This window comes from Candidatus Pelagibacter sp. Uisw_106 (assembly GCF_047724975.1).
Taxonomy (GTDB): Bacteria; Pseudomonadota; Alphaproteobacteria; order Pelagibacterales; family Pelagibacteraceae; genus Pelagibacter.
On the sequence record NZ_CP159819.1, the window covers coordinates 1,169,606 to 1,191,272 of the forward strand.

A 21,667-nucleotide genomic window follows, 5' to 3' on the forward strand; every position below is an offset into this window, starting at 1 on the left:
AATTATAAACTTTCCGCTCCTGATATGATTTCAATTAGTTCTTTTGTAATAGCTGCTTGACGACTTCTATTATACTCAATAGTAAGCTTGTCAACCATTTCACCTGCGTTTCGAGTTGCACTATCCATTGCGCTCATTCTTGAACCCTGTTCGCTAGCTGAATTTTCTAACATCGCTTTAAAAATCTGAGTAGATATATTTTTAGGCAATAAATTGCTTAAAATTTCATCTTCATCTGGTTCAAATTCATAATTATCCTCAGATGAATTTTCTTCTGCTTCTGATGTTTTTAAAGGAATTATTTGTTGTTCTTGAGGTATTTGAGTGATTACATTTTTAAATTTATTATAAAAAATTGTACACACATCAAATTCTTCTTTTTCAAAGTTTTCAATTATCATTTTTCCTACTTTTTCAGCATCTAGATAATTGATAGTTTTAGAATCTTTAAAAGATATTCTCTCTACAATATCATCTTTATAAACTCTTTTTAATTGATCATATCCTTTAGATCCAACAGTTATAATTTTTAAAGTTTTTCCCTCATCAGATATTTTTTTAAAATATGCTTTGGCTTTTTTAATAATATTTGTATTAAAACCACCACATAGACCACGGTCAGATGTTAACACAATACATAAATGTACCTTATCTTCACCTGTTCCAGAAAGGAGCTTAGGTGCATTTTCTTTATCAGAAATGCCACTGGATAAATTAAGAATAATGTTATTCATTTTTTCAGAATAAGGTCTTCCCTTTTCAGCATTTTCTTGTGCTCTTCTAAGTTTAGCAGCCGCAACCATTTTCATGGCTTTGGTAATTTTTTGTGTAGACTTTACACTCGCTATTCTTTTTTTTAAGTCGTCTAGTGTTGCCATATTCTAAGAATTAAAGTTCTTCTTAAGTTCCATGATAGTTTCAACTAATGATTTTTCAGTATCTTCTTCAAGTTTACCTGAACTTAAAACAGATTCTAAAATTTCTGGTTTTTCAGATTTACATTTTTCAATAATCTTAGATTCAAACTCAGCAATATCTTTAAGTTCAACATCATCCAAATAACCTTTGACTCCACAGAAAACTGAAATTACTTGCTCAGCAACTGTCATAGGAGAATATTGTTTTTGTTTTAAAAGTTCAGTTAGTTTTGAACCTCTATTTAAAAGTTTTTGTGTTGATGCATCTAAATCAGATCCAAATTGTGCAAAGGCAGCCATTTCTCTATATTGAGCAAGCTCCAACTTCATTGAACCAGAAACTTTTTTCATTGCTTTTGTTTGTGCTGCAGATCCAACTCTAGAAACAGACAAACCTACGTTAATCGCTGGTCTAATTCCTTGGTTAAACAATTCCGTTTCAAGAAATATTTGCCCATCAGTAATTGATATAACGTTAGTAGGAATAAAAGCAGATACGTCTCCACCTTGCGTTTCAATTATTGGAAGAGCAGTTAATGAACCTCCACCATGCTCATCACTAAGCTTGGCTGCTCTCTCAAGTAATCTACTGTGTAAATAAAATACATCTCCAGGATAAGCTTCTCTTCCTGGAGGTCTTCTTAATAAAAGTGACATTTGTCTATAAGCTACAGCCTGTTTAGATAAATCGTCATAAATGATTAATGCATGCATACCATTATCTCTATAGTATTCACCCATAGTACAGCCTGTATATGGTGCTAAAAACTGAAGCGGCGCTGCATCTGAAGCAGTAGCAGCAACAATTGTTGTATATTCCATTGCACCAGCTTCTTCTAAAGTTTTTTGAATTTGTCTAACTGTAGATCTTTTTTGACCTATAGCGACATAGATACAATAAAGTTTTTGCTTCTCATCGCCAGATTCATTTATTTTTTTTTGGTTAATGATTGCATCGATAGCAACTGCAGTTTTTCCAGTTTGTCTATCACCAATAATTAATTCACGCTGTCCTCTTCCAACTGGAACTAGACTGTCAATTGATTTTAAGCCTGTTTGCATTGGTTCACTAACAGATTGTCTTGGAATAATTCCAGGAGCTTTTACTTCAACTCTACTTCTTTTAGTTGCTTTATCTAAAGCACCTTTACCGTCTATTGGATTTCCCAATCCATCAACAACTCTTCCTAATAATTCTTTTCCAACAGGTGCATCAACAATACTTCCTGTTCTTTTAACAACATCACCTTCTTTAATTTTTCTGTCATCTCCAAAAATTACAACTCCAACATTTTCACTTTCTAAGTTTAGGGCCATTCCTTTTGATCCATCGGAAAATTCTACCATCTCTCCAGCTTGAACATTGTCTAATCCATATACTCTAGCAATACCATCTCCTACTGACAAAACTTGACCAACCTCAGTCACTTCTGCTTTATCGCCAAATTTTTTAATTTGTTCTTTTAATATCTTTGTTACTTCTGATGGGTTTATATCCATTTATGCCTCTATCATCCTATTTTCTATTTGTTGTAATTTATTTTTAATGGAAGTGTCCACCATTGTGCTTCCGACTTGCACAATCAAACCCCCAATTAAACTTGCATCGTGTTTGTAGTTTAATTTTATTTTTGAACTAAAGTTTTTAGTCAATTCTTCTTTTATGTTGTTAATTTCATCTTCAGTAAGATCTTTTGCAGAAGTTAATTCTGCTTTTAATTCACCTCTTTTGATTGAACATGTCTCAACAAAGCTTTTTAGAATTTTATCCACATAAAAGAATCTTCTTTTAGATATTAAGAAACTTAAAAATTTTGTTAATAATTCATTTAATTTATATTGTTCTGAAATTTTGCTTAGAGCATTCAATTGGTCTTCTTTGTTATTTGTTGGATCCTTAATTAAAGATTTAAAATCTTCACTTAAAGCAATTAAATTGATAATTGAAGCAGAATGAACCTCGATCTCACTTAAATTATTAGCTTCTATTGCTAATTCATAAAGTGCCAGGGAATATCTACCTGCTGATGTTTCAGAAAAACCTTTATTTTTGCTCAATTTATTGTTCCTTATAAATATTTGAAGATTTATTAAATTTCCGTTTTAATTAACATATGACCCTATTCTCTTCAAGTCACACATTGTCTAAAAGTGTTATTTTTTGACTGTTAATTGAAGTTTATTGGATCAACATCAACTGTTAGTTTCATTCCAGTAGGAAATTTGAATTTTTTAATGATTTTGGCTAGTGAATTCTGTACTTTTAGAGATTTTCTACCTCTGATCAAAAGTCTTACTCTGAACTTTCTTTTTAATCTAAATATAGGTGCATTCACAGGGCCAAGAACTCTACCTTCGACAGCACTTTCTATAAAAATTTTAAACTTATAAGCCTCTTTTTCAAGTTCTCTTTCATTGCTGCCAGTAATTATTAAAGCAATAAATCTCTGAAACGGTGGAAGATTATTTTCTCTTCTAATTTCAAGTTCTTTATCTAAAAAAATATCAGGATCTTTATTTGTAATGTCTGTTATCATTTTGGTATCTAAATTATAAGTTTGAAAATAAACAGTTGCTGGCTTTCCTGTTCTTCCTGCTCTACCTGAAAGTTGATGATATAATTGTAAATTCTTTTCTGCGCCCCGTAAGTCATGACCTTGTGATGATAAATCAATATCCACAACAACAATACAATTTAAACTTGGAAAGTGGAATCCTTTAGAAATTAATTGAGTTCCAATTAAAATTGGAATTTTATTATCTATAATTTTTTCTAAAACATCTGCTGAACTTTTTTTATTCATTGTATCGCTAGAAAATATAGTTGTTTCCTTGTTGGGGAAAATTTTTTTTACTTCTTCAGATATCCTTTCAACTCCAGGCCCACTAAAAATAAAATCACATTTTCCTTCTTTTGAGCAGTCCCTATTTAGTAAAGCTTTGTATCCACAGTAGTGACATAATAAATTTTGTTTGTTTTTATGATAAACCAAATTTATTGAGCAATTTGGACATGAATAACTAGTAAAACATTTTTTACATAATACATGGGGTGAAAATCCTCTTCTATTTAAAAAAAATAATACTTGATCTTTTTTTTCAAGATGAAATTTTACTTTCTCAATTGTTTCTTTTGATATCCAAGATTGAGATTCTATTTTTGAATTATTAAGATTAATTATTTCATATTTTGGTAAAGATGCATTTAAATATCTTTGATCCAGTTTTGATAAACTATATTTGCCTTTTTTAATATTGTCATAAGTTTCAATAGAGGGGACGGCTGTTATTAAATTGATTGGAATATTTTCAAAGGATGCTCTAGAAATTGCCATATCTCTCGCATTATAAGTTACTCCCTCATCTTGCTTATAAGATTGATCATGTTCTTCATCAACAATGATTAATCCTAGTTTTTTAAAAGGTAAAAACAATGAGGACCGAGCACCAATTACAACTTTAATTTTATCATTTGCTATTCCGCTCCAAATAATTTCTTTATTTTTTTTTGTAATACCTGAGTGCCACACAGCTGGCTTGAATCCAAAAAATTCTATAAATTTATTTTGAAATTGTCCTGTTAATCCAATTTCTGGCAGTAGAATTAACCCTTGAAAACCCCTGTTAATTATCTCTTTTAAAGCCTCAAAATAAACCATCGTTTTACCAGACCCCGTAGTGCCTTGTAAAACATGAACTCTAAATTTTTGATTTAATACATTCATTTTTTTTAATGAATCTTTTTGCTCTTTAGAAAGTTTTATTTCATTTTCTTTGATATCAATTTTGAATGGCTCATAAGCTTCAATTGGTAGTTTTTCTATGGCACCACTACTTAATAATAACAATTTTAATGCCATACCTTTAGGGGTCATATTGTATTCAGAAAACCAATTTAAGAATTTAATTGTATTTTTCTTTAGCGATGGAACATCTAATTTTCTTAAAACTTTTTTAATTGCAAAATTTTTGTTTGTTTTTTTTTCAAAATCATCCCATACAACTCCAGTAGCTTGTGACTTTCCAAAGGGTACCACTACATAGTCTCCAACCTTTAAATTTAAATCTGAATTGTAGGTAAATGGATGATTAAAAATATTTGGTATAAGAATCGGTACTTTCATATCATTATAATATGAAAATAATTTAAGAGTGTATTGTTCTTTTTTGAACCGCTCTACTTCTATTGATAAACATAACTTTCAAATACACTGCTAGCTTTTTTTTTCTGCACCATGAATAAATCATTAAACCAAACTTAATTTAAAAATTTAATTTGTAATTCAGATACATTTGCAACTTTAGTTTAACTTTTCTTTTAGTACAAGTGCTATTAAATAAGCTAGTATAATTTAGCTAATTTTTTTTCTCTGCACTTAGTGCACCACCATCCTTTTTTTAATTTCCCCTTAACAACGATTTATCTTACATTAACATAATAATTAAAAAGAGGCCTATGCCCTATTTTTAGATTAAGGAAGGTAATAACTAGACCTATAGAGCTAGATCTAGACAATGAACACTAAAAAGTTTTTTGTCATCAACCCAGGTTTTATTAATTTTCCATCCAGCTTCATTAGCTAAGTTTTTGAAGGATTTAATCGTGTATTTGTGAGAATTCTCGGTGTGAATCTCCTCATTTTTTTTAATTAAATATTTTGAACCATTGATTCTAATATTGTTATTTTTTTTAGATTTTAATCTCATCTCAATTCTTTTTTTTGATTTATTATAAATCGCTAAATGTTTATAGGAATTTAAGTTTATATCTCCACCCAATTCAGTGTTTATTCTTTGTAAAATATTTTTGTTGAATTTTGCAGTTATGCCTTTTTTATCATTATAAGCAGAAATTAGAGTTGGAATATCTTTAACTAAGTCAGCGCCAATGATAATTTTTTTTGCTTTAAATTTTGATTTAAGCTTTTTTAGAAATTTAATAGCATCCTTTTTTTCAAAATTACCAATAGTTGATCCTGGGAAAAAAATAACTATATTTTCTGATGAATTGATTTTAAAAGGTAGTTTATTATTTCCCGAAAAGTCATATCCTTTTGGAGTAATAGCTATTTTTGGAAATTTCTTTTTAAAACCTTGGGATATTTTGGTTATATAATCTTCAGAAATATCTAGGGGTATATATTTTTTTGGCTTATCTAAACTGCTGAGAAAAATAGCTATTTTTTTGGTGTCTCCAGCGCCTGGTTCAATTAAAACTACATTTTTACCTATTTTATTAGCAATTTCAATTTTATTATCTTTTAAAATTTTTCTTTCAGTTCGTGTTGGGTAATATTCTTCCAACTTAGTAATTTGTTCAAAAAGTTTTGATCCATGAAAGTCATAAAACCATTTAGAACTTAGCTTCTTGTTTTTCTTACTTAAACCAAGGCTTACTTCTTGTAAAAATAATTTCATTTTATATCAGGCACAACTAAAAGACGACTAATTGGCATTGAAAATCGTCCTTGTCTTTCAGCATCAGTGCTTTCTTTGGATATTGCGAGTAGGTTAGATAAACTTGTAATCATTAATTTTCTTTTCTCTGGTTTTAAGACAAATGCAGCATAAAAAAATCCTGCTGCAATTTCAGCTACTTGAGTAACTGGTCCCTCCATAGATACAACTTTTGTTTCGATAGTTACATTTGCCTCAGGAAAAGACTTATTTACAAGATTACTTAGACTTTCAGATCCTCGTATCCTTGGATCGCCTAAATCAATCTCTCCATAACTAGGTATTACTTCTTGCACATAACTATAAATTAAATCGTGTACCTCTTTGTAGCCAGGTGCTACATTCATTGGTCCATCAACTAATGCTGCAAACCGACCCTCAGAAGTTAAAACTCGTCTGATTTCATCTAACACAGGAGTTATAGGGTCCATTAATGTTAAAGCCCAATGACATAACACTATATCGATAGAGTTATCATTGATTGCTGTCAAATTTTGTGCTTTTGATTCAATGAGATTAACTCCAGTATTTATAAGACGTGTCTTAGCTAATGCTAATTCTTCAGGACACATATCTATACCTTTTAAATTTAAATTTCTATTACGATCAAATAAGATTTTTAATAGTGGCCCTGACCCACAAGCAAGATCTAATACACGAAAACTTTCATTATCAGGTACAAGTTCAGCTAGCCATTCATAACTATTACGTCCAGCTTCATCACGACAAGAACTTGCGCATGCTTCAGTAAATCCAGTATGTTCTTGATGGACAGTTCTTAAATGATTAACTAAAGCATTACCGTCGGGATGTAGATTACGAGCAAGACTGTCAGTCCAGATCGAATTTAGCCCCTTCTGATTAGTTATATCTTTCATGATTTATTTTTAACTGGCCAACAAATTGGATTTAGTGGACTAGCAGCTACGTCTCCTGGTTTGACATTAGGCATAAATTTCTGCCAGTCACCAGAGACCATCGTAGGTGCATTAACTACTCTCGCTCCATCTCGATAATAAGTATTGGCTAGAGCCACTCGGCTACGATTAGTACGGTTACGTGAAGCAGTATGAAAATTTAAATTATGATGAAAGCTAACTTCGCCCAGTTCAAATGGAGTTTCATTCACACTTACATTATTTTTTAAAAAAACATCTGAGACCCCACGGTCATATCCAGTACCAGTCTTTTCAAACGTAACAGCGTTAACTAATTCGTGGACATCGAGTGGATAGGCAAAAGAGAGTGGCCCCATCTCAAGAGGGATTGGCTGTGCTGGTGCCCAAGCGGTAACTACGTCATTAGTATCTAGCGGAAAATGATGATCGTCGAAATGCCATGGGGTACGACCACAACCAGCTTGTTTAGCTAGTACATTGTCATGGTAAAGTCTAACAGCTGGTACTTCAAGAAGATCTGCTGAAATTTGCCCTAGACGCGGTGATAATACGTAAGCACGAAGGAGAGCGTTGTCAGGCCAAATCATTTCAAGACTAAGGAAACGGTCATGTGCTCCTTTATCTGGATCAACCTTAAACTCCTTTTTTAATAGATTAATTAACTCAGCTCGAAGTTTTAGCACAGCCCCAGGTGAGAAAACCTTCTTAAGTTTTATGAAACCATTTTTTTTAAAAAAATAAATTTGATCATTGGTTAAATGATAGGGCTCAGCTAATTCTGAGATAACTTCATCATCACTGGGTATTGCAATATCTGGTAAGGGATCAGCATTAATGATTTCATCTCCTTTAACATCATTATCTGCAAGACTAACATACCAGTCCCACCAGGCCTGATTGCCCTTATCCCATGGTTTACTGATATCAGCAGCATCAGATATTTTAGAATTTAAATTGTCATTAGAGTTTGTCATTTAAACTATTGTAGTAGTTTTATTTTTTATTAGTAAGAGTGCGTTTTGACATAAAGTATTCGTTTTATGCATGATTATAAATCAAAACTGTCTTATTTTTGGGATCATCAATATTTTGGTTTACGGCATAATTCATATTATTATTAATAAAACTATTTTAAGAAGTTTGTCTACATGTACTAGAGATATAGTCAATCCTGAACCACAAGTCTAACTGCTAGATGTAATGTAAAACAACAATACAGTCGCCGAACAAGAAAAGAACAAGAATTAAAAAAATAATTTTTTAATAAATGTGCAATACCAACGATTACAAAAATTTAAATAGTTTTCTAATAATTGATTATTATCGTTGGTACTAAAAGATAATTTAAAAATATTATAGGATAATATGGGATTAAGAGTGTATTGTTCTTTTTTGAACCGCTCTACTTCTATTGATAAACACAACTTCTAAACGCACTGTTTACTTTTTACTTTCAGTACCAAGAATAGAACCTAAATTATAAAACTAATTCACTATTCAGTTAACAATCCCAATACATTTTTAACATTATTTTAACTTTACTTATTGTTCAAGTCTATTCTATTAGGGTGAAGGCTTTACGGTTCATATTAATCTAAATAAATTGTATTTTCTAATCTGTTATCACTACTGTTACATGGTGTTTTAATGCAAGTACAAACTGTAACATTATCCCAGCCTGCTCTTGAATTAATCCAAACAAATCCTGCATTAGAATCCCCACTTGCTGCATTAGCACACCAGCCACCTTGCTGAACTCTATTACCACTTGCCTTATATGGATTCTTCCATCTTCCATTATTATCCATATCATTAATTAAGTAATCAGTAAAAAATGTTACCTGACTACCGTAACAAGCAATATTGTACTTTGTTGTATTTCTAATTTTGGACATCATGCTGACACTTCCACTTATGTTGCAGTCTTGAATTGTTAAAGCTACTTTTTTTACAACATTATTATGATTAGTTTTTGATGAAGAAACTTTAGCAGCACCCGTATACCCGTTATAAGCAACCACTCCTACTGCAGCTAATATACCAATGATAGCTACAACGACTAGGAGTTCTATAAGAGTAAAGGCTTTACGGTTCATTCCACTTTAAATTTTGTAATCATTGAGTCATAAGGTGCTATATTAGTTCCTACAATTATCTCATCATTTAGTTGTCTAGTAATACAAGTTCCTCCACCATCACCGTGATTATTATAAACTGTTGTACCACTTACTGAACAAACACCTGTTGCAAACCATTGTTGATTATAAACATTTTTGTACCCTATTGCTTTAAAATGATAATCAAAAGCTGAAACAACGTCATAACTATTATTTCCAGATGTTATACTTAACACTTTTGGACATAAATTTGATTGATCTATGATGTTGCCTGAAGATATTTTTTTAAGAATTATTGGTTGATCAATTGAACATTTCATAATCTCTGACTGAATAAATTTAACTATTGTTTTGTGTTGAGTTTTAGCAGCATTTTTTTTAGCAGCACTCGTATACCCATTATAAGCAACCACTCCTACAGCAGCAAGGATACCGATGATGGCTACAACGACTAGGAGTTCTATTAGGGTGAAAGCTTTATGGTTAATTCTAATATTATTCAATTGGAATTTTTGTAGTAATTTTTTCTGATGCAACATCAGATGGACACGTATAAACTGTTATCTCTGTTGCTGTGTTTTCCATTAAAGTATTATACTCCCACATTGTATTACATGTTACTCTATTGTAATAACCAGGTGTTCTACCTGAGTAAGCAGAATGAGTTCCATTAGGATGTTTAAATTTTGGGCTCGAGGTTCCTTGTCCCCAGAGTTTACCCAATGAATGAGATATAGCTCCACCACTTGTGCTTGGCAAAGTTCTATTTGTGCAATCAAAAGTACCCTCTAATATTTTTTGCTCAAAATTACATTTAGTTAACTCAGCTGAAACATATTTTACTACTGTTGCATGAACCGATTTAGCTGCGTTTTTTTTCGCACTTTTAGTATACCCATTGTAAGCAACAACACCTACAGCCGCTAATATTCCTATAATAGCTACAACGACTAGGAGTTCTATTAAGGTAAAGGCTCTTTGGTTTACTTTCATTGCCATTGGGTTTGATAGGATAGAACGTTCGTACTATTGCTACAAGGGCTATCTACGCAAGTACAGACATCAATTTTTTTTGTTGATGTTGTGTAGTGAACAAATGCGTATCCTATATATTTTTCTTGAGTACAAGCCCAGCTATCACCAGATGTTGCAACATAATTTTGGCCCCAAGGTTCTTTTGTGTGATTATTTTTCCATTCAATAGAATTGTTTAAATCGTTTGTGAAATATTCTCTGAAAAAAAGATATGTATTGACATCATACCAACATCCTTTTTCATATTTAGTTTTATCACCTTGTTTCAACATCAATTTAACTTTTCCATTTGAGCTAATATCGCATTGTTGTATTAATAGATTCAGTTTTTTAACTACAGTATTGTGATTAGATTTTGAAACAGCTTTCTTCGCACTTGAGGTATACCCGTTATAAGCAACCACTCCTACAGCAGCAAGGATACCGATGATAGCTACTACGACTAAAAGTTCTATTAGGGTGAAGGCTTTGCGGTTCATATAATTTTTATTTCAAAAGTATTATCGTTTCTTGCGTATAAGCAGATGCACAACCTTCTTTATGACAAGATCTTATCGTAATTGACCATGTGTTTGCACTTAAATCAATATATCCAAAGTTGTAACCTGCACTGGTATTAATAGATGCACTATAAGGATCAAAAGGATTTTTAAATTGCTTATTAAGGACCAGTCGTGCTCCTTGTATAGCTTTTTTACCTGATACAGGACAAGGTTGACCTCCAGCAAATGTTCCTTCACCTAAATCACACTTCATAATTTCAGAGGATATATATTTTACAGTTTGAGCATGTATTGTTTTAACAGCATTAACTTTTGCTGAATTTGTATACCCATTATAAGCAACCACTCCTACTGCAGCGAGGATACCGATGATGGCTACTACTACTAGGAGTTCTATTAGGGTGAAGGCTTTGCGGTTCATTTAGTATAAAAAATCTATTGGAGGGTCAGTTTCAATATAACCATTTTTACCACCACTCCATCCATATGGTCCATTACATTTTGCTTTGACGCAACTACCAAATCTAATTGTACCTGTAGCATCAATCAAATGAAGGTTTAAAACACCTTCAGAGTTATTATTGCCATAATTATAAGTATTTCCACACGGATCAGTGCTAACACAAATTCCTGGTTTGGAAGAGTCAATTGGATTTTTTAATTTATCTTTAAAATAAGCTTGCACAGCAGTGAGTATTGTTTTTGTAGTTCTGTTGCTGCAATCTAAATTTCCGTCCATAACTTTTACTTCACCTATTTCACATTTTGTATTTTCAGCCATTATATATTTAATAACCATTTTTTGATTAGCTTCTACAGCAGCTCTTTTAGCAGCACTCGTATACCCATTATAAGCAACTACACCAACGGCTGCTAGAATACCGATGATGGCTACTACGACTAAGAGTTCTATTAGGGTGAAGGCTTTGTTATTCATATTTAATCTCTTCCTCCAATCTATTATCAGAATTACTACACGGCTCCTCGAAACAAATACATAAGGTTATATGATCCCAGGAATTTGGTGAATCAATATGAGTTATACCAACATATTGTCCTCCCCACGATGCCACTTTACAACCATTAAATCTTTGTGCACTCCAGGCAGTAGGGTTATCAGGATGTGGAGGATATGGATTTGTATATCTACCATTATTCTCCATATGATTAATAAGATATCTTGCTATGAATGTTCGTTGATCAGGTTGATAACAAGTAACTACACTTTCAGTTTTAGAACCATAGACTTTCATCATTGTTACACTTCCATAAATATCGCATTTTTGGATCACAAGATAAATTTCCTTCTTAATCGCTGCATGATTAGATTTTGCAACTGCAACCCTTGCGCTTGATGTATACCCATTATAAGCAACCACTCCTACTGCAGCGAGGATACCTATGATGGCTACAACGACTAAAAGTTCTATTAGGGTGAAGGCTTTATTTTTTATCATTTATAGTGTTAATTTATATGTTGAACTTAAAGCACTCCCAGACTCCTCAACACAACTATCAACATACAATGTAATCACGTTGTTTACCCAGCCCATTGCAACATGATGGACACCCTGTTCGTTAAGCCCACCCCATCCTTTTGGCTGAGATCCACTTGAAACACATGTTCCTTGATATCGTCCTCCATGAGTTGCTGGTATACTTGAACTATATGCATTTTCGATTATGGAGCCAAAATATGAGCTCATGGTACTTGTTACTTTTCCATAATTATTTGTTAACGTAAAGATGTCTGAGCAATTGAGTTTATTATCTAGAAGTCCTAATGATGAGTCAACTTCACACATTTGAATTTGACTTACCATAGTATTTAAAATTATTTTATGATTAGCTTTAGTAACAGCTTTTTTTGCAGCCCCCGTATACCCATTATAAGCAACAACACCAACAGCTGCTAAAATACCGATGATGGCTACTACGACTAGGAGTTCTATTAAGGTGAATGCTTTTCTATTCAAAGCTTAATCTGTTACGTTGATTATTATTTCTTCACGGTTACTAGTTGTATTACAAGGTGTTTTCCAACACGAGCTAAGTCTTACATCTGTAGCACTTTTAGTGCTCCAATTAATGTAACCAACATCAGCATCACCCGTATAACTTATGTTCAATCTACAAGCGCGGTCTGAAGTTTTGTAAGGATTTTTCATATTATAATAAATTCCAGTTGATCCTCTGCATGAGCTATTCATGCCAGTAGCCCAATTATTTGCATGTGTGATAGGACATGTCTGTGGACTAGCTTTAAACATGGTATCTGCAAGACCAGCATTACATTTTGTTAATTCTGCCCTCATGTGTTTGACCACATTTTTATAATTAGTCTTTGCTGCTGAAACTTTAGCTGCTCCCGTATATCCGTTATAAGCAACCACGCCTACCGCAGCAAGGATACCAATAATAGCTACGACGACTAATAATTCGATTAATGTAAAACCATTTTTTTTCATAGATTATTAATAAATATTAAAACTTTTGATGTAATTTTAATAAAAAGATACATAACAATAATTGAGCCAACAACTGCTAACCAAATATTAATTTTATAAAGAAATAAAATTACCCACAGTGCTACCCCAAAAGCAATGTTGTAATAAATAAATTTAAATAATTTAGGCATAGCTAGCAACTGTTACTGATGTTTGGTTTTTTATTTGTTTGTGTAATTGATATGGTGCAACTTGTATTAGTCTTTTTAGTTGCTGTAATTGTTAAGGTGTTGGCGTTTGTAGTTTTAAAAGTGTACGATTGTTCTGATAAATCATCTATACCATCAAATAAGTTGGTAACTATATTTGGTGTCGAAGCATTGTAATAATACTCACCATTATTGGAGTTATATTCTTGTTCAGCTAAGTAGATTGAGTTTAAGGTAATTTCTGCTTGTTTTTTTTCAGCAGATGCTTTGTATCCACTATAAGAAACAACTCCTACCGCTGAAAGAATTCCAATAATAGCAACCACAACCAAGAGTTCTATTAAAGTAAACCCTTGGCTATGATGCCTCATTTTAAAATATATTTTATTTAGTCTAGTGTTACCGTGCTTGACTGTTTATTTGCAGCCGTACTACATGGTGTTTTGTGACAAGATTTAATTGTCATAACCTTACCACTTGCAGTGATTGTAATATAACCAGCATCTGTATCGGCAGTATTATTTCCTGAAGTTCTATGAGCATCGCTTGCTCCAACATATGGATTTTTATCTTTTAGAGCTGCTGCTGCTGCTGTAGCTGTGTTTGATCCAGATATATTTGTGCAGCTTCTTGTAGCATTCATAATAGATGTTTCTCCTAAACTACATTTTTGTAATTCAGCTGAAATATATTTAACTGTTTGTGCGTGAATTGTTTTTGTTGCAGAAACTTTTGCAGCTCCTGTGTAACCATTATAAGCAACAACACCTACTGCTGCCAAAATTCCTATGATCGCAACAACAACTAATAATTCAATTAGTGTAAAACCTTTATTTAATTTTTTCATAATTTCTCCCTACTGTTAAAATCTTAAAAAGTATAACTTGTATAAAAATTAAAAAAATTACCGAATTTTGGTAGTAATTTAACCAATAATGGCACCCACGTTGAAAATTGGCGCATACATAGCTAACATTAGGCCACCAATAGTAATCCCCATGAATACGATCATTATGGGCTCAATTAAGCTTGCAAGGTTTGCAACTGCAACATCAAACTCTTCTTCGTAGTATATGGCAATAGAGTTAAACATTTCATCCAAGCTACCTGTTTGTTCACCAACTGAGATTAGTTGACTAAAAGTTGGAGGGAATATTTTTTCTTTGTTAAATAAATCAGTTAAACTTTCACCTGAGAAAACTCCTTTTTTAATATTATCTAAAGCTTCTACAACAATTACATTATCAGTTACTGATTTTGCAATATCTATACTTTCGATTAAATCTACGCCTGCTTGATTGAGGTTTCCTAAAACTAAAGATACTTTTGCTAAAATTGATTTTTGGATTAAGTTTCCAAAAATAGGAAGTTTTAACGTAACACGATGCCAATTTTTTCTTACTTCATAATTTTTTTTAATTAAAAATTTAAAACCAACTACAAAGGAGATTATAAAGACAAGAAGAAAAAATCCACCAGAAGAACGAACAAATTCACTCATCGCCATAATTACAGCTGTTGGTGTCGGTAAATCATCTGCCATACCCATACCTTCATACATATTTACAAAAGTTGGTACTACATTCATTAACATAAAAACTGTAACTAATATTGCAACTGAAAATAAAACACCCGGATAAAATAAAGCACTTTTAATTTGTGATTTAATTTTTTCTCTTTTCTCTAAATTAATTACTATTTTTTGTAAAAAAGTGTCAAGCTTACCACTAGCCTCCCCAGCTTTAATTAAGTTAACAACCACTGTATCAAAAATTTTTGTATGTTTTTCAAAACATTTTGAAAGTGCATTACCTGACTCTAAATCTTTTTTAATAGTTGCAATAACTTTTTTCATTGGTGGTCTTGATGTTTGGCCTTCTAACATCTCTAAAGTATTCAATACTGGTAACCCCGCTCTAAGCATGGTCGCAAACTGTTTACAGAAAATTAAAATTTCTTGTGGTTTAATGCCTGTTCCAAAAGTAATAGAAGTTTTTTCTTTTTTAGTAACAACTTTCTTTTTTTTAGCTTCTTTTAATCTTGTAATGATAACTTTTTGTTCTTTAAGTTTATGTGCTGCTTCTGCATTATTTAAAGCTTCAATTTCACCCTCAACATATTTGCCAAGGGATATTCCTTTATATTCAAAATTTAACATTAGTTAGATTGTAGAACTCTTTCGTATTCTGCAAAAGAAAGGTCACCACTTAACAACATGTCTTGCCCCATATCTTGCATGGTTCTAAACCCATTTTTTTTTGCAATAGCATTTAATTCACTTTGTTGAAGATCAGATAAAATTCCTGATTTTAACTCATGATCAATTTCCAAAATTTCATAAATTCCCATTCTTCCCTTGTAACCAGAACCACCACATTCATCACAGCCTCCACCTTTGTAAGTTTTAGCTCGTGCTGATTGTTCTGGTAAAAAACCAATAGAATTTAATAATTTAGGGGTAATGTTTTCATCAATTATTCGACATTCGACACATGTTTTTCTCGCTAAACGTTGAGCCATAATCAAGGTTAAAGCTGCAGATATTAAATAATTTGGTGTTCCCATATTTTGTAGACGAGTAATTGAGCTTGAAGCATCGTTTGTGTGAAGGGTGCTAAATACTAAGTGGCCAGTTAAAGCAGCCTTTAAAGCAATATCTACAGTTGCTTTATCTCTAATCTCTCCAACTAAAATTACCTCTGGGTCTTGTCGTAAAAAAGACCTTAAGGCTTCTTCAAAAGTATAGCCAATGGTTTCTTTTATTTGTACTTGACCAATCCCCTCCATTTCATATTCAACAGGATCTTCTGCCGTTAAAATATTCATACCTGGTTTATTAATATGTTTTAAGACACTGTATAAAGTTGTTGTTTTACCACTACCTGTTGGTCCAGTAACTAATACCATTCCCTGAGGTGAACTTACGGCTTTAATAAGTTTTTTTAAATCTTTTTCTTCAAAACCAAGATCGCTTAAAGCTTTATCTCCCGCATCTTTATTTAAAATCCGCATTACAACACGTTCTTTATTTTTTGTCGGTAAAATCGAGACCCTTAAATCAATCTCTTTAGTATCAGATTTAAATGTCGAAGCACCATCTTGGGGAACTCTTCGTTCTGCTATATCAAGCTTACTAATTATTTTAACTCTGGCAATAATTGCATCATAATTTTCATGTAAAAACTTTGAATACTTATCCATTACTTTTAAAATACCATCCACTCTAAATCTTGTTTGAGAACTATCTCTAAAAGACTCAATATGAATATCACTTGCACCTAAGTTGATGGCTTCCGTGATTAACTTATTTCCAAAAACTATTACTTCTGTCCCAACTTCAATAATTTCATCTATATTTTTTTCAAGTTTTTCTACTTTTACATTTTTATCAGATATTTTTTGTGCATTATTTTTATTTAATCTTTCAACAAAATTACTAATATCACTTATGGATGCTGCATATAATTCTGGTTCCATTTGTGTCATTGTTTTTAAATTTTTCATTAAACCTAATTTTGATGCGTCTGCTATAGCTATTTTTAAAATGCCATTCCCCATTTCAAAAGGTACCAGTAAATTATCTTGAATGTATCTTGCATCAATAATTTTTTTGATCTTAGGATCTATTACAGTTTTTTTTAAATCTACAATTGGCAAAGAGTAACTTGATGATAAAAGTTTTAATATTTTAACTTCGTCTGCAAAATTTAATTCAAAAGCAGTTTCTAATTTTGATTTCCCTATTTCTTCACTTGTTGAATTAATTTTGGATATTTGCTCAGAGGAAATAATTGCACCCTCCATTAACATGTTTAAAATATTTTGTTCACTTGTGGAATCTAATTTGATTTTACTCATCTTAATCAATTACCCGTGGAGCAATAAAGATTAGTAATTCTACTAACTCATCACTATTATTTTTACTTTTAAATAGATTGCCAATTACAGGTACTTTGCTAACCCCTGGTGTTTTACTATTCACATTGCTAGTTGTGTTCTTTTTAATGCCACCAATTACCACAATATCTCCATCACTTACTAAAAGTTTTGTGACAATTGAATTGGTTTTAATTCCTGGTTCATCTGACCCTGCAACCTCTACTGGAGAGTCGTTATTAACCTTTATATCCAATAAGACATTTCCATCCCCAATAATACTTGGTGTAACTGTTAATGATAATGCGGCTTCTTTAAATGCAGTGGTAGTTGTTCCGTCTGCTGTTGTTTGGTAAGCAATCTGTGTTCCTTGAGTGATAGTTGCTTCCTGATTATTTAAGGTAAATACACTTGGTTGAGAAAGCGTTTTACTTAAACCTAACGACTCTAAAGCTTCAATCTCAATTTTTAATGCTCTTGCCCCAATTTGTTTAAGTATTCCAATTCCACTTGTCCCCGAAATACCTTGATTTGAAATAGTTCCTGCTGCAGCTCCTAAAGTTATACCTGCAGAGGTTGTTGCAGCGTTTCCACCGCTGGTAATACCTGAAATTGTAGTGGTACCTTTGCTGCCTCTTTCACTTACACTCATTGCACCTACTCTTGCTCCCAATGCTTTTGCAAAAGTTGATGTTGCATCAATTATAAATGCTTCAATTAAAACTTGTTTAGTTTTTACATCTATCTCTCTAATAACTGCATCAATAGTATCAAGATCTGGTTCGTGACCTCTAACAATTATTGATCTAGTAGTATCTTCTACTGTAATTGATAGATTGGACATAGTGCTAACACCCTCCGCACCTTGTGTTGCAAATAAAGCCTCCAACGTGGTTTTTGCTTGAGTAGGGCTAATATAATATAATCTAAATATTTCAGCTAAGATCGGCTCAACTGATTCTTCCAATTGAATTTTTTTCTTTAATACTTCTGCTCTTGCAGATTTTGCTGTTTCTTGTGCAGTTAATTTTTCGGGAGTATGAACTCTTATAATTCCATTAGTAACATCAACATCAGCTACTAAAGTTTTCATATCTAACAAAGTTTGAAATGCAACATCCCAACCAACATTATAAATTTTAGCATTTACTGTGCCACTTACTTCATCCCCTACTAAAATATTTATATCTGCTATATCTGCCATTAATGACATCACATATTTAAAATCTAGCCCTTGAAAATTAATATTAACCATTTGTTTAAGGTGAGGATATTCATCTGAAATATAGACATAGTTTTTAACATTTTCAGTTGTTATCGTTTTACGTTTATCTTCTCTTGGTATGCTTGTGTCATAAGGTTTAGGACCATCAATAATTTTCTTGTCCATGTCCTCACGACCTTCAACAATAATCTTGGCTGTATCGATTAAAGGTTTGTCACCATGAACAGACACTGGATTTTTTGTTGTAGCACAAGATTGCAATAGAACGATAAATGATAGTGCTATTAAAATTTTAAAATATTTATTCATTTATTATCCATCACTCGGTTTAATTATATTATTCATATAAACTTCAAAAAAATTATTTCCTCCATCTTGAACAATTACAAAATCAGAATAAATATTTCTTATCGTCGTAGTATCTGTAATGGCTTGATCTTCTTCATATTTATACGCTCCCCCATCAGCAGCTGAAAAAACTGCTATTTGTTTGTTTTCAGCAGTAATTGTACCCACTAATCTCATATTATTTAAAAGCCCATTATTTGAGCTTACTTGAGTATCTGTTTCACCTGCTTGATTTGTAGAAACTCCTCCTGAAAAAGGATCAATTGCAGGCAACTCCTCATCATCTAAAGAAGAGTGATCATCTGCCTTTAAATTTAACATTTGAAATTGACAAAGCATAATTGTCATTAAAAGAATTAATAACCTTTTATTACTGATATTCATTTGGTAACCCCACAATTGAAATTGTACCTTTTGATAAAATTTGTCCTTGAATTTCAGCTATTGTTGAAATTTCTTCCTTATCAAAATTAATAACTTTTTGAGATTTTGATAAAGCTCTCCTAAATTTAAGGTAACTTAAAAAATTTCCCTGTATTTCATACTCAACAGGAATTGTATAATACATCACGTTTTGTCCTTCTTGATTTTCTGTTGTAGTTGTGCTCTCAGTTGTTTGCTCTGTGCTTTGATCTTGTGCGGCTCCAGCAACGGCTTTTGGTTCACCTTTTTTAAGATTAGTTATTGATAAACCATTGATTAATGCAAATTTACTTATGTTCTGATAAAGATCTTCAACTTCTTTTTTACTGTGAAAAAGTTTACTATTTTTTTCATAGTCAGGTTCTAATTTTTTGACACCAGTTGTTAAAGTGCCAATATTATTTTTAAACTCTTCAATCTTTATTCTATTTTCGTTCATCAAATTAATCTGCTCTTCTTGTTGTTTTACTATTGGTGACACAAAAACATAATAACCTATCAAAAAAACGAGTATAGCGCAAAAGCCAGCTCCAAATTTGATTAGAGTTTTTTTATCACTCAAACCACCACTTTTAAGTTTTGCAAATATATCGTTTAAATCTAAATCTTTTAAACTTGCTAAATCCATTATATCAATTTCAATTTACAATTAATTGTAAATCCCTTTTTATTATTATTACCTGATGCTTGATCCACGGTTTGATTTTTCATTGCAGCTAATGAGGCTTGTTCAATTAATGATTTTGCATTTAAATTTGAAATAAAATTTAAAATATCTTGATCAGAAAAAGCCACCCCTTCTATAATCAAACTATCATGGCCATCAAAAGTCATCTTTGTAAATTGTACTCTTTGAGGAACACTCCTAGTTATTTGTGCTAGGGATCTATAAGATCTTGCTTGATTTGAATTCACTAACTTTCCTAGGTCTAATGCTTTTTGCATTTCTCTTCTTTTTTTAGCTAGGATAGAAAAGTCCTTATTTATTTTATCGAATTCAATTTGTACTTGATCAAATTCTAATAATTTTTCTTTATTGTTACTAATTTGAAAAAAAGAGAAAACTGTTAATATTAAATAAATACTAGCTATTACCCCTATGGCACCCTTAAATGCAAAACCAGATAAAAACTTTAATTTATTCTGCTGACGAACTGCATCTCTGTTTGGTAGTAAGTTTATATTTTTAACTGCAGTTACAAATTTGTAATAACCAAATACATCCAATTTTCGATAAGCCAAACCAAGCACTGAAGCTAAGGGTGATTTGTTGTCATTATTAATTTTTTCTTTATTATAAGAGGGTATTCCAACATTTTGTAGAGGATCAAAATTTATGAACCCTGTGGTTGGTAGATTTTTCTTAAATGCGGGTAATATAAATGAAATATTTTTTAAACTAGAAACTACCTGAATAGATGTAATTTTATTTTCATATTTACCTTCATAATCAGTAATTGCTTGCTTAACTTGCATTGCATATCTTCTAATAACCGCATCAGCTTCCGTTGGAACTTGTTCACTTTTTACTTCTGCTAGATGCTGCTTTTCTTGCGGTCTTAAAAAAATATCTGTAATTACAGGAATATTATTATGAATAATCATAATATAATTTTCATCTATCCCCAGTTCTAATATTGCAGAATTTCCTTTGTCTGTAATTGATTTATATTTTGTATTGTCATGTGCATTTTTCAATGTAAAACAACGTACGTCCATAATAACGGGGTTGAGACCGGCTTTTTTTGCAATGGCTGAATAAGCATTTACATCTGCCAACTTTGAAGCAACAAATAAAATTTCCATCGTATTGTTTTTAGAATTTCTATTTATAATTTGATGAAAAATTGAATAATCATTTAAATTATCAGTTAGTTGCACTAAATTATCCCATAGTGAATCTGTTTCGATTGCTTTTTGTAACTCATCATCTGTCATCAACGGGCTAGTAACCACTCTAATAATCGCACTCGTAACTGGAATGGATAATGCAACATTTTTTGTAGTAATTTTTGCATTGGCCATGGCTAATTCGATTTCTTCAGACAAATAATCTTTATGTTCTAAAAAATTATCACTTATTTTCTCTTGATCTAATGATCGATAAGAAAACTTATCTAATATCCACTTTTCTTCTTTATCTTGAGAAACTTGTGCAACTCTTACAGCCTCTCTTGTCATATCTAGGCCTGCTATCTCTTCTCCTTCGAT

25 protein-coding genes are annotated in these 21,667 nt (G+C 31.8%); all 25 read right to left on the reverse strand.

The genetic code is table 11. The annotated features are described in order from the left end of the window. Positions 1 to 2 precede the first annotated feature (2 nt). The 25 genes from ABXT45_RS06455 to pilM all read right to left on the reverse strand — a co-directional run bounded on the left by ABXT45_RS06455 (position 3) and on the right by pilM (position 21,637). Positions 3 to 878: a F0F1 ATP synthase subunit gamma gene (locus ABXT45_RS06455; protein WP_415278149.1), complete on the reverse strand. Its 876-nt coding sequence runs from the start codon at positions 876 to 878 to the stop codon at positions 3 to 5. A gap of 3 nt (positions 879 to 881) precedes the next feature. Next, positions 882 to 2,417 (reverse strand): F0F1 ATP synthase subunit alpha, encoded by a 1,536-nt coding sequence (gene atpA, locus ABXT45_RS06460; RefSeq protein WP_271564825.1) that lies wholly within the window; start codon positions 2,415 to 2,417, stop codon positions 882 to 884. After that, the gene (atpH, locus tag ABXT45_RS06465) at positions 2,418 to 2,975 is read right to left on the reverse strand and encodes an ATP synthase F1 subunit delta (RefSeq protein ID WP_415313267.1); all 558 of its coding nucleotides are present in this window, start codon (positions 2,973 to 2,975) and stop codon (positions 2,418 to 2,420) included. Between the two features lie 110 nt (positions 2,976 to 3,085). Next, positions 3,086 to 5,041: a primosomal protein N' gene (priA, locus tag ABXT45_RS06470; protein WP_415313268.1), complete on the reverse strand. Its 1,956-nt coding sequence runs from the start codon at positions 5,039 to 5,041 to the stop codon at positions 3,086 to 3,088. 370 nt (positions 5,042 to 5,411) lie between these two features. Next, positions 5,412 to 6,335, reverse strand: a complete 924-nt coding sequence (egtD, locus tag ABXT45_RS06475) for an L-histidine N(alpha)-methyltransferase (protein WP_415313270.1) — start codon at positions 6,333 to 6,335, stop codon at positions 5,412 to 5,414. Beyond that, positions 6,332 to 7,252, reverse strand: coding sequence for a class I SAM-dependent methyltransferase (locus ABXT45_RS06480; RefSeq protein WP_415313272.1), 921 nt, complete (start codon positions 7,250 to 7,252; stop codon positions 6,332 to 6,334). Before ABXT45_RS06480 ends, egtD begins: the two co-directional genes overlap by 4 nt. Next, positions 7,249 to 8,247 (reverse strand): phytanoyl-CoA dioxygenase family protein, encoded by a 999-nt coding sequence (locus ABXT45_RS06485; RefSeq protein WP_415313274.1) that lies wholly within the window; start codon positions 8,245 to 8,247, stop codon positions 7,249 to 7,251. Before ABXT45_RS06485 ends, ABXT45_RS06480 begins: the two co-directional genes overlap by 4 nt. A 615-nt stretch (positions 8,248 to 8,862) precedes the next feature. Continuing rightward, entirely contained in the window at positions 8,863 to 9,369 is a 507-nt protein-coding gene (locus ABXT45_RS06490; RefSeq protein ID WP_415313275.1) for a type IV pilin protein, read from the reverse strand. After that, positions 9,366 to 9,893 (reverse strand): type IV pilin protein, encoded by a 528-nt coding sequence (locus ABXT45_RS06495; protein ID WP_415313277.1) that lies wholly within the window; start codon positions 9,891 to 9,893, stop codon positions 9,366 to 9,368. The genes ABXT45_RS06490 and ABXT45_RS06495 overlap by 4 nt, the downstream gene beginning before the upstream one ends. Next, on the reverse strand, positions 9,886 to 10,389 hold the full coding sequence (locus tag ABXT45_RS06500) for a type IV pilin protein (RefSeq protein WP_415313278.1): 504 nt from the start codon (positions 10,387 to 10,389) through the stop codon (positions 9,886 to 9,888). Before ABXT45_RS06500 ends, ABXT45_RS06495 begins: the two co-directional genes overlap by 8 nt. After that, a complete protein-coding gene (locus ABXT45_RS06505) occupies positions 10,380 to 10,904 on the reverse strand; it encodes a type IV pilin protein (RefSeq protein ID WP_415313279.1) in 525 nt (174 codons plus the stop codon). Before ABXT45_RS06505 ends, ABXT45_RS06500 begins: the two co-directional genes overlap by 10 nt. Positions 10,905 to 10,911: 7 nt before the next feature. Then, complete coding sequence (locus ABXT45_RS06510; RefSeq protein WP_415313281.1) at positions 10,912 to 11,349, reverse strand: type IV pilin protein; 438 nt, start codon at positions 11,347 to 11,349, stop codon at positions 10,912 to 10,914. Next, positions 11,350 to 11,865, reverse strand: a complete 516-nt coding sequence (locus ABXT45_RS06515) for a type IV pilin protein (protein ID WP_415313283.1) — start codon at positions 11,863 to 11,865, stop codon at positions 11,350 to 11,352. After that, positions 11,858 to 12,385: a type IV pilin protein gene (locus ABXT45_RS06520; protein ID WP_415313284.1), complete on the reverse strand. Its 528-nt coding sequence runs from the start codon at positions 12,383 to 12,385 to the stop codon at positions 11,858 to 11,860. The genes ABXT45_RS06515 and ABXT45_RS06520 overlap by 8 nt, the downstream gene beginning before the upstream one ends. Then, entirely contained in the window at positions 12,386 to 12,904 is a 519-nt protein-coding gene (locus ABXT45_RS06525; protein WP_415313286.1) for a type II secretion system protein, read from the reverse strand. It abuts the gene before it with no gap. A 3-nt stretch (positions 12,905 to 12,907) separates the two neighbouring features. Beyond that, positions 12,908 to 13,396, reverse strand: coding sequence for a type IV pilin protein (locus ABXT45_RS06530; protein ID WP_415313287.1), 489 nt, complete (start codon positions 13,394 to 13,396; stop codon positions 12,908 to 12,910). Continuing rightward, positions 13,393 to 13,566 (reverse strand): hypothetical protein, encoded by a 174-nt coding sequence (locus tag ABXT45_RS06535; protein ID WP_415286295.1) that lies wholly within the window; start codon positions 13,564 to 13,566, stop codon positions 13,393 to 13,395. The genes ABXT45_RS06530 and ABXT45_RS06535 overlap by 4 nt, the downstream gene beginning before the upstream one ends. Before the next feature lie 2 nt (positions 13,567 to 13,568). Beyond that, positions 13,569 to 13,955, reverse strand: coding sequence for a type IV pilin protein (locus ABXT45_RS06540; protein WP_415313288.1), 387 nt, complete (start codon positions 13,953 to 13,955; stop codon positions 13,569 to 13,571). A gap of 17 nt (positions 13,956 to 13,972) precedes the next feature. Further along, positions 13,973 to 14,431, reverse strand: coding sequence for a pilin (locus tag ABXT45_RS06545; RefSeq protein WP_415313290.1), 459 nt, complete (start codon positions 14,429 to 14,431; stop codon positions 13,973 to 13,975). 78 nt (positions 14,432 to 14,509) lie between these two features. After that, entirely contained in the window at positions 14,510 to 15,742 is a 1,233-nt protein-coding gene (locus tag ABXT45_RS06550; protein ID WP_415313292.1) for a type II secretion system F family protein, read from the reverse strand. Continuing rightward, entirely contained in the window at positions 15,742 to 17,442 is a 1,701-nt protein-coding gene (locus ABXT45_RS06555) for a GspE/PulE family protein (RefSeq protein WP_415313293.1), read from the reverse strand. The genes ABXT45_RS06550 and ABXT45_RS06555 overlap by 1 nt, the downstream gene beginning before the upstream one ends. 1 nt (position 17,443) lies before the next feature. Then, positions 17,444 to 18,994, reverse strand: coding sequence for a type IV pilus secretin PilQ (pilQ, locus tag ABXT45_RS06560; RefSeq protein ID WP_415313295.1), 1,551 nt, complete (start codon positions 18,992 to 18,994; stop codon positions 17,444 to 17,446). 3 nt (positions 18,995 to 18,997) lie between these two features. Beyond that, positions 18,998 to 19,354, reverse strand: coding sequence for a hypothetical protein (locus ABXT45_RS06565; RefSeq protein WP_415313296.1), 357 nt, complete (start codon positions 19,352 to 19,354; stop codon positions 18,998 to 19,000). A gap of 49 nt (positions 19,355 to 19,403) precedes the next feature. Next, a complete protein-coding gene (locus tag ABXT45_RS06570; protein WP_415313297.1) occupies positions 19,404 to 20,084 on the reverse strand; it encodes a pilus assembly protein PilO in 681 nt (226 codons plus the stop codon). Then, on the reverse strand, positions 20,084 to 21,637 hold the full coding sequence (gene pilM, locus ABXT45_RS06575; protein ID WP_415313298.1) for a pilus assembly protein PilM: 1,554 nt from the start codon (positions 21,635 to 21,637) through the stop codon (positions 20,084 to 20,086). The genes ABXT45_RS06570 and pilM overlap by 1 nt, the downstream gene beginning before the upstream one ends. Between the last annotated feature and the right edge of the window lie 30 nt (positions 21,638 to 21,667).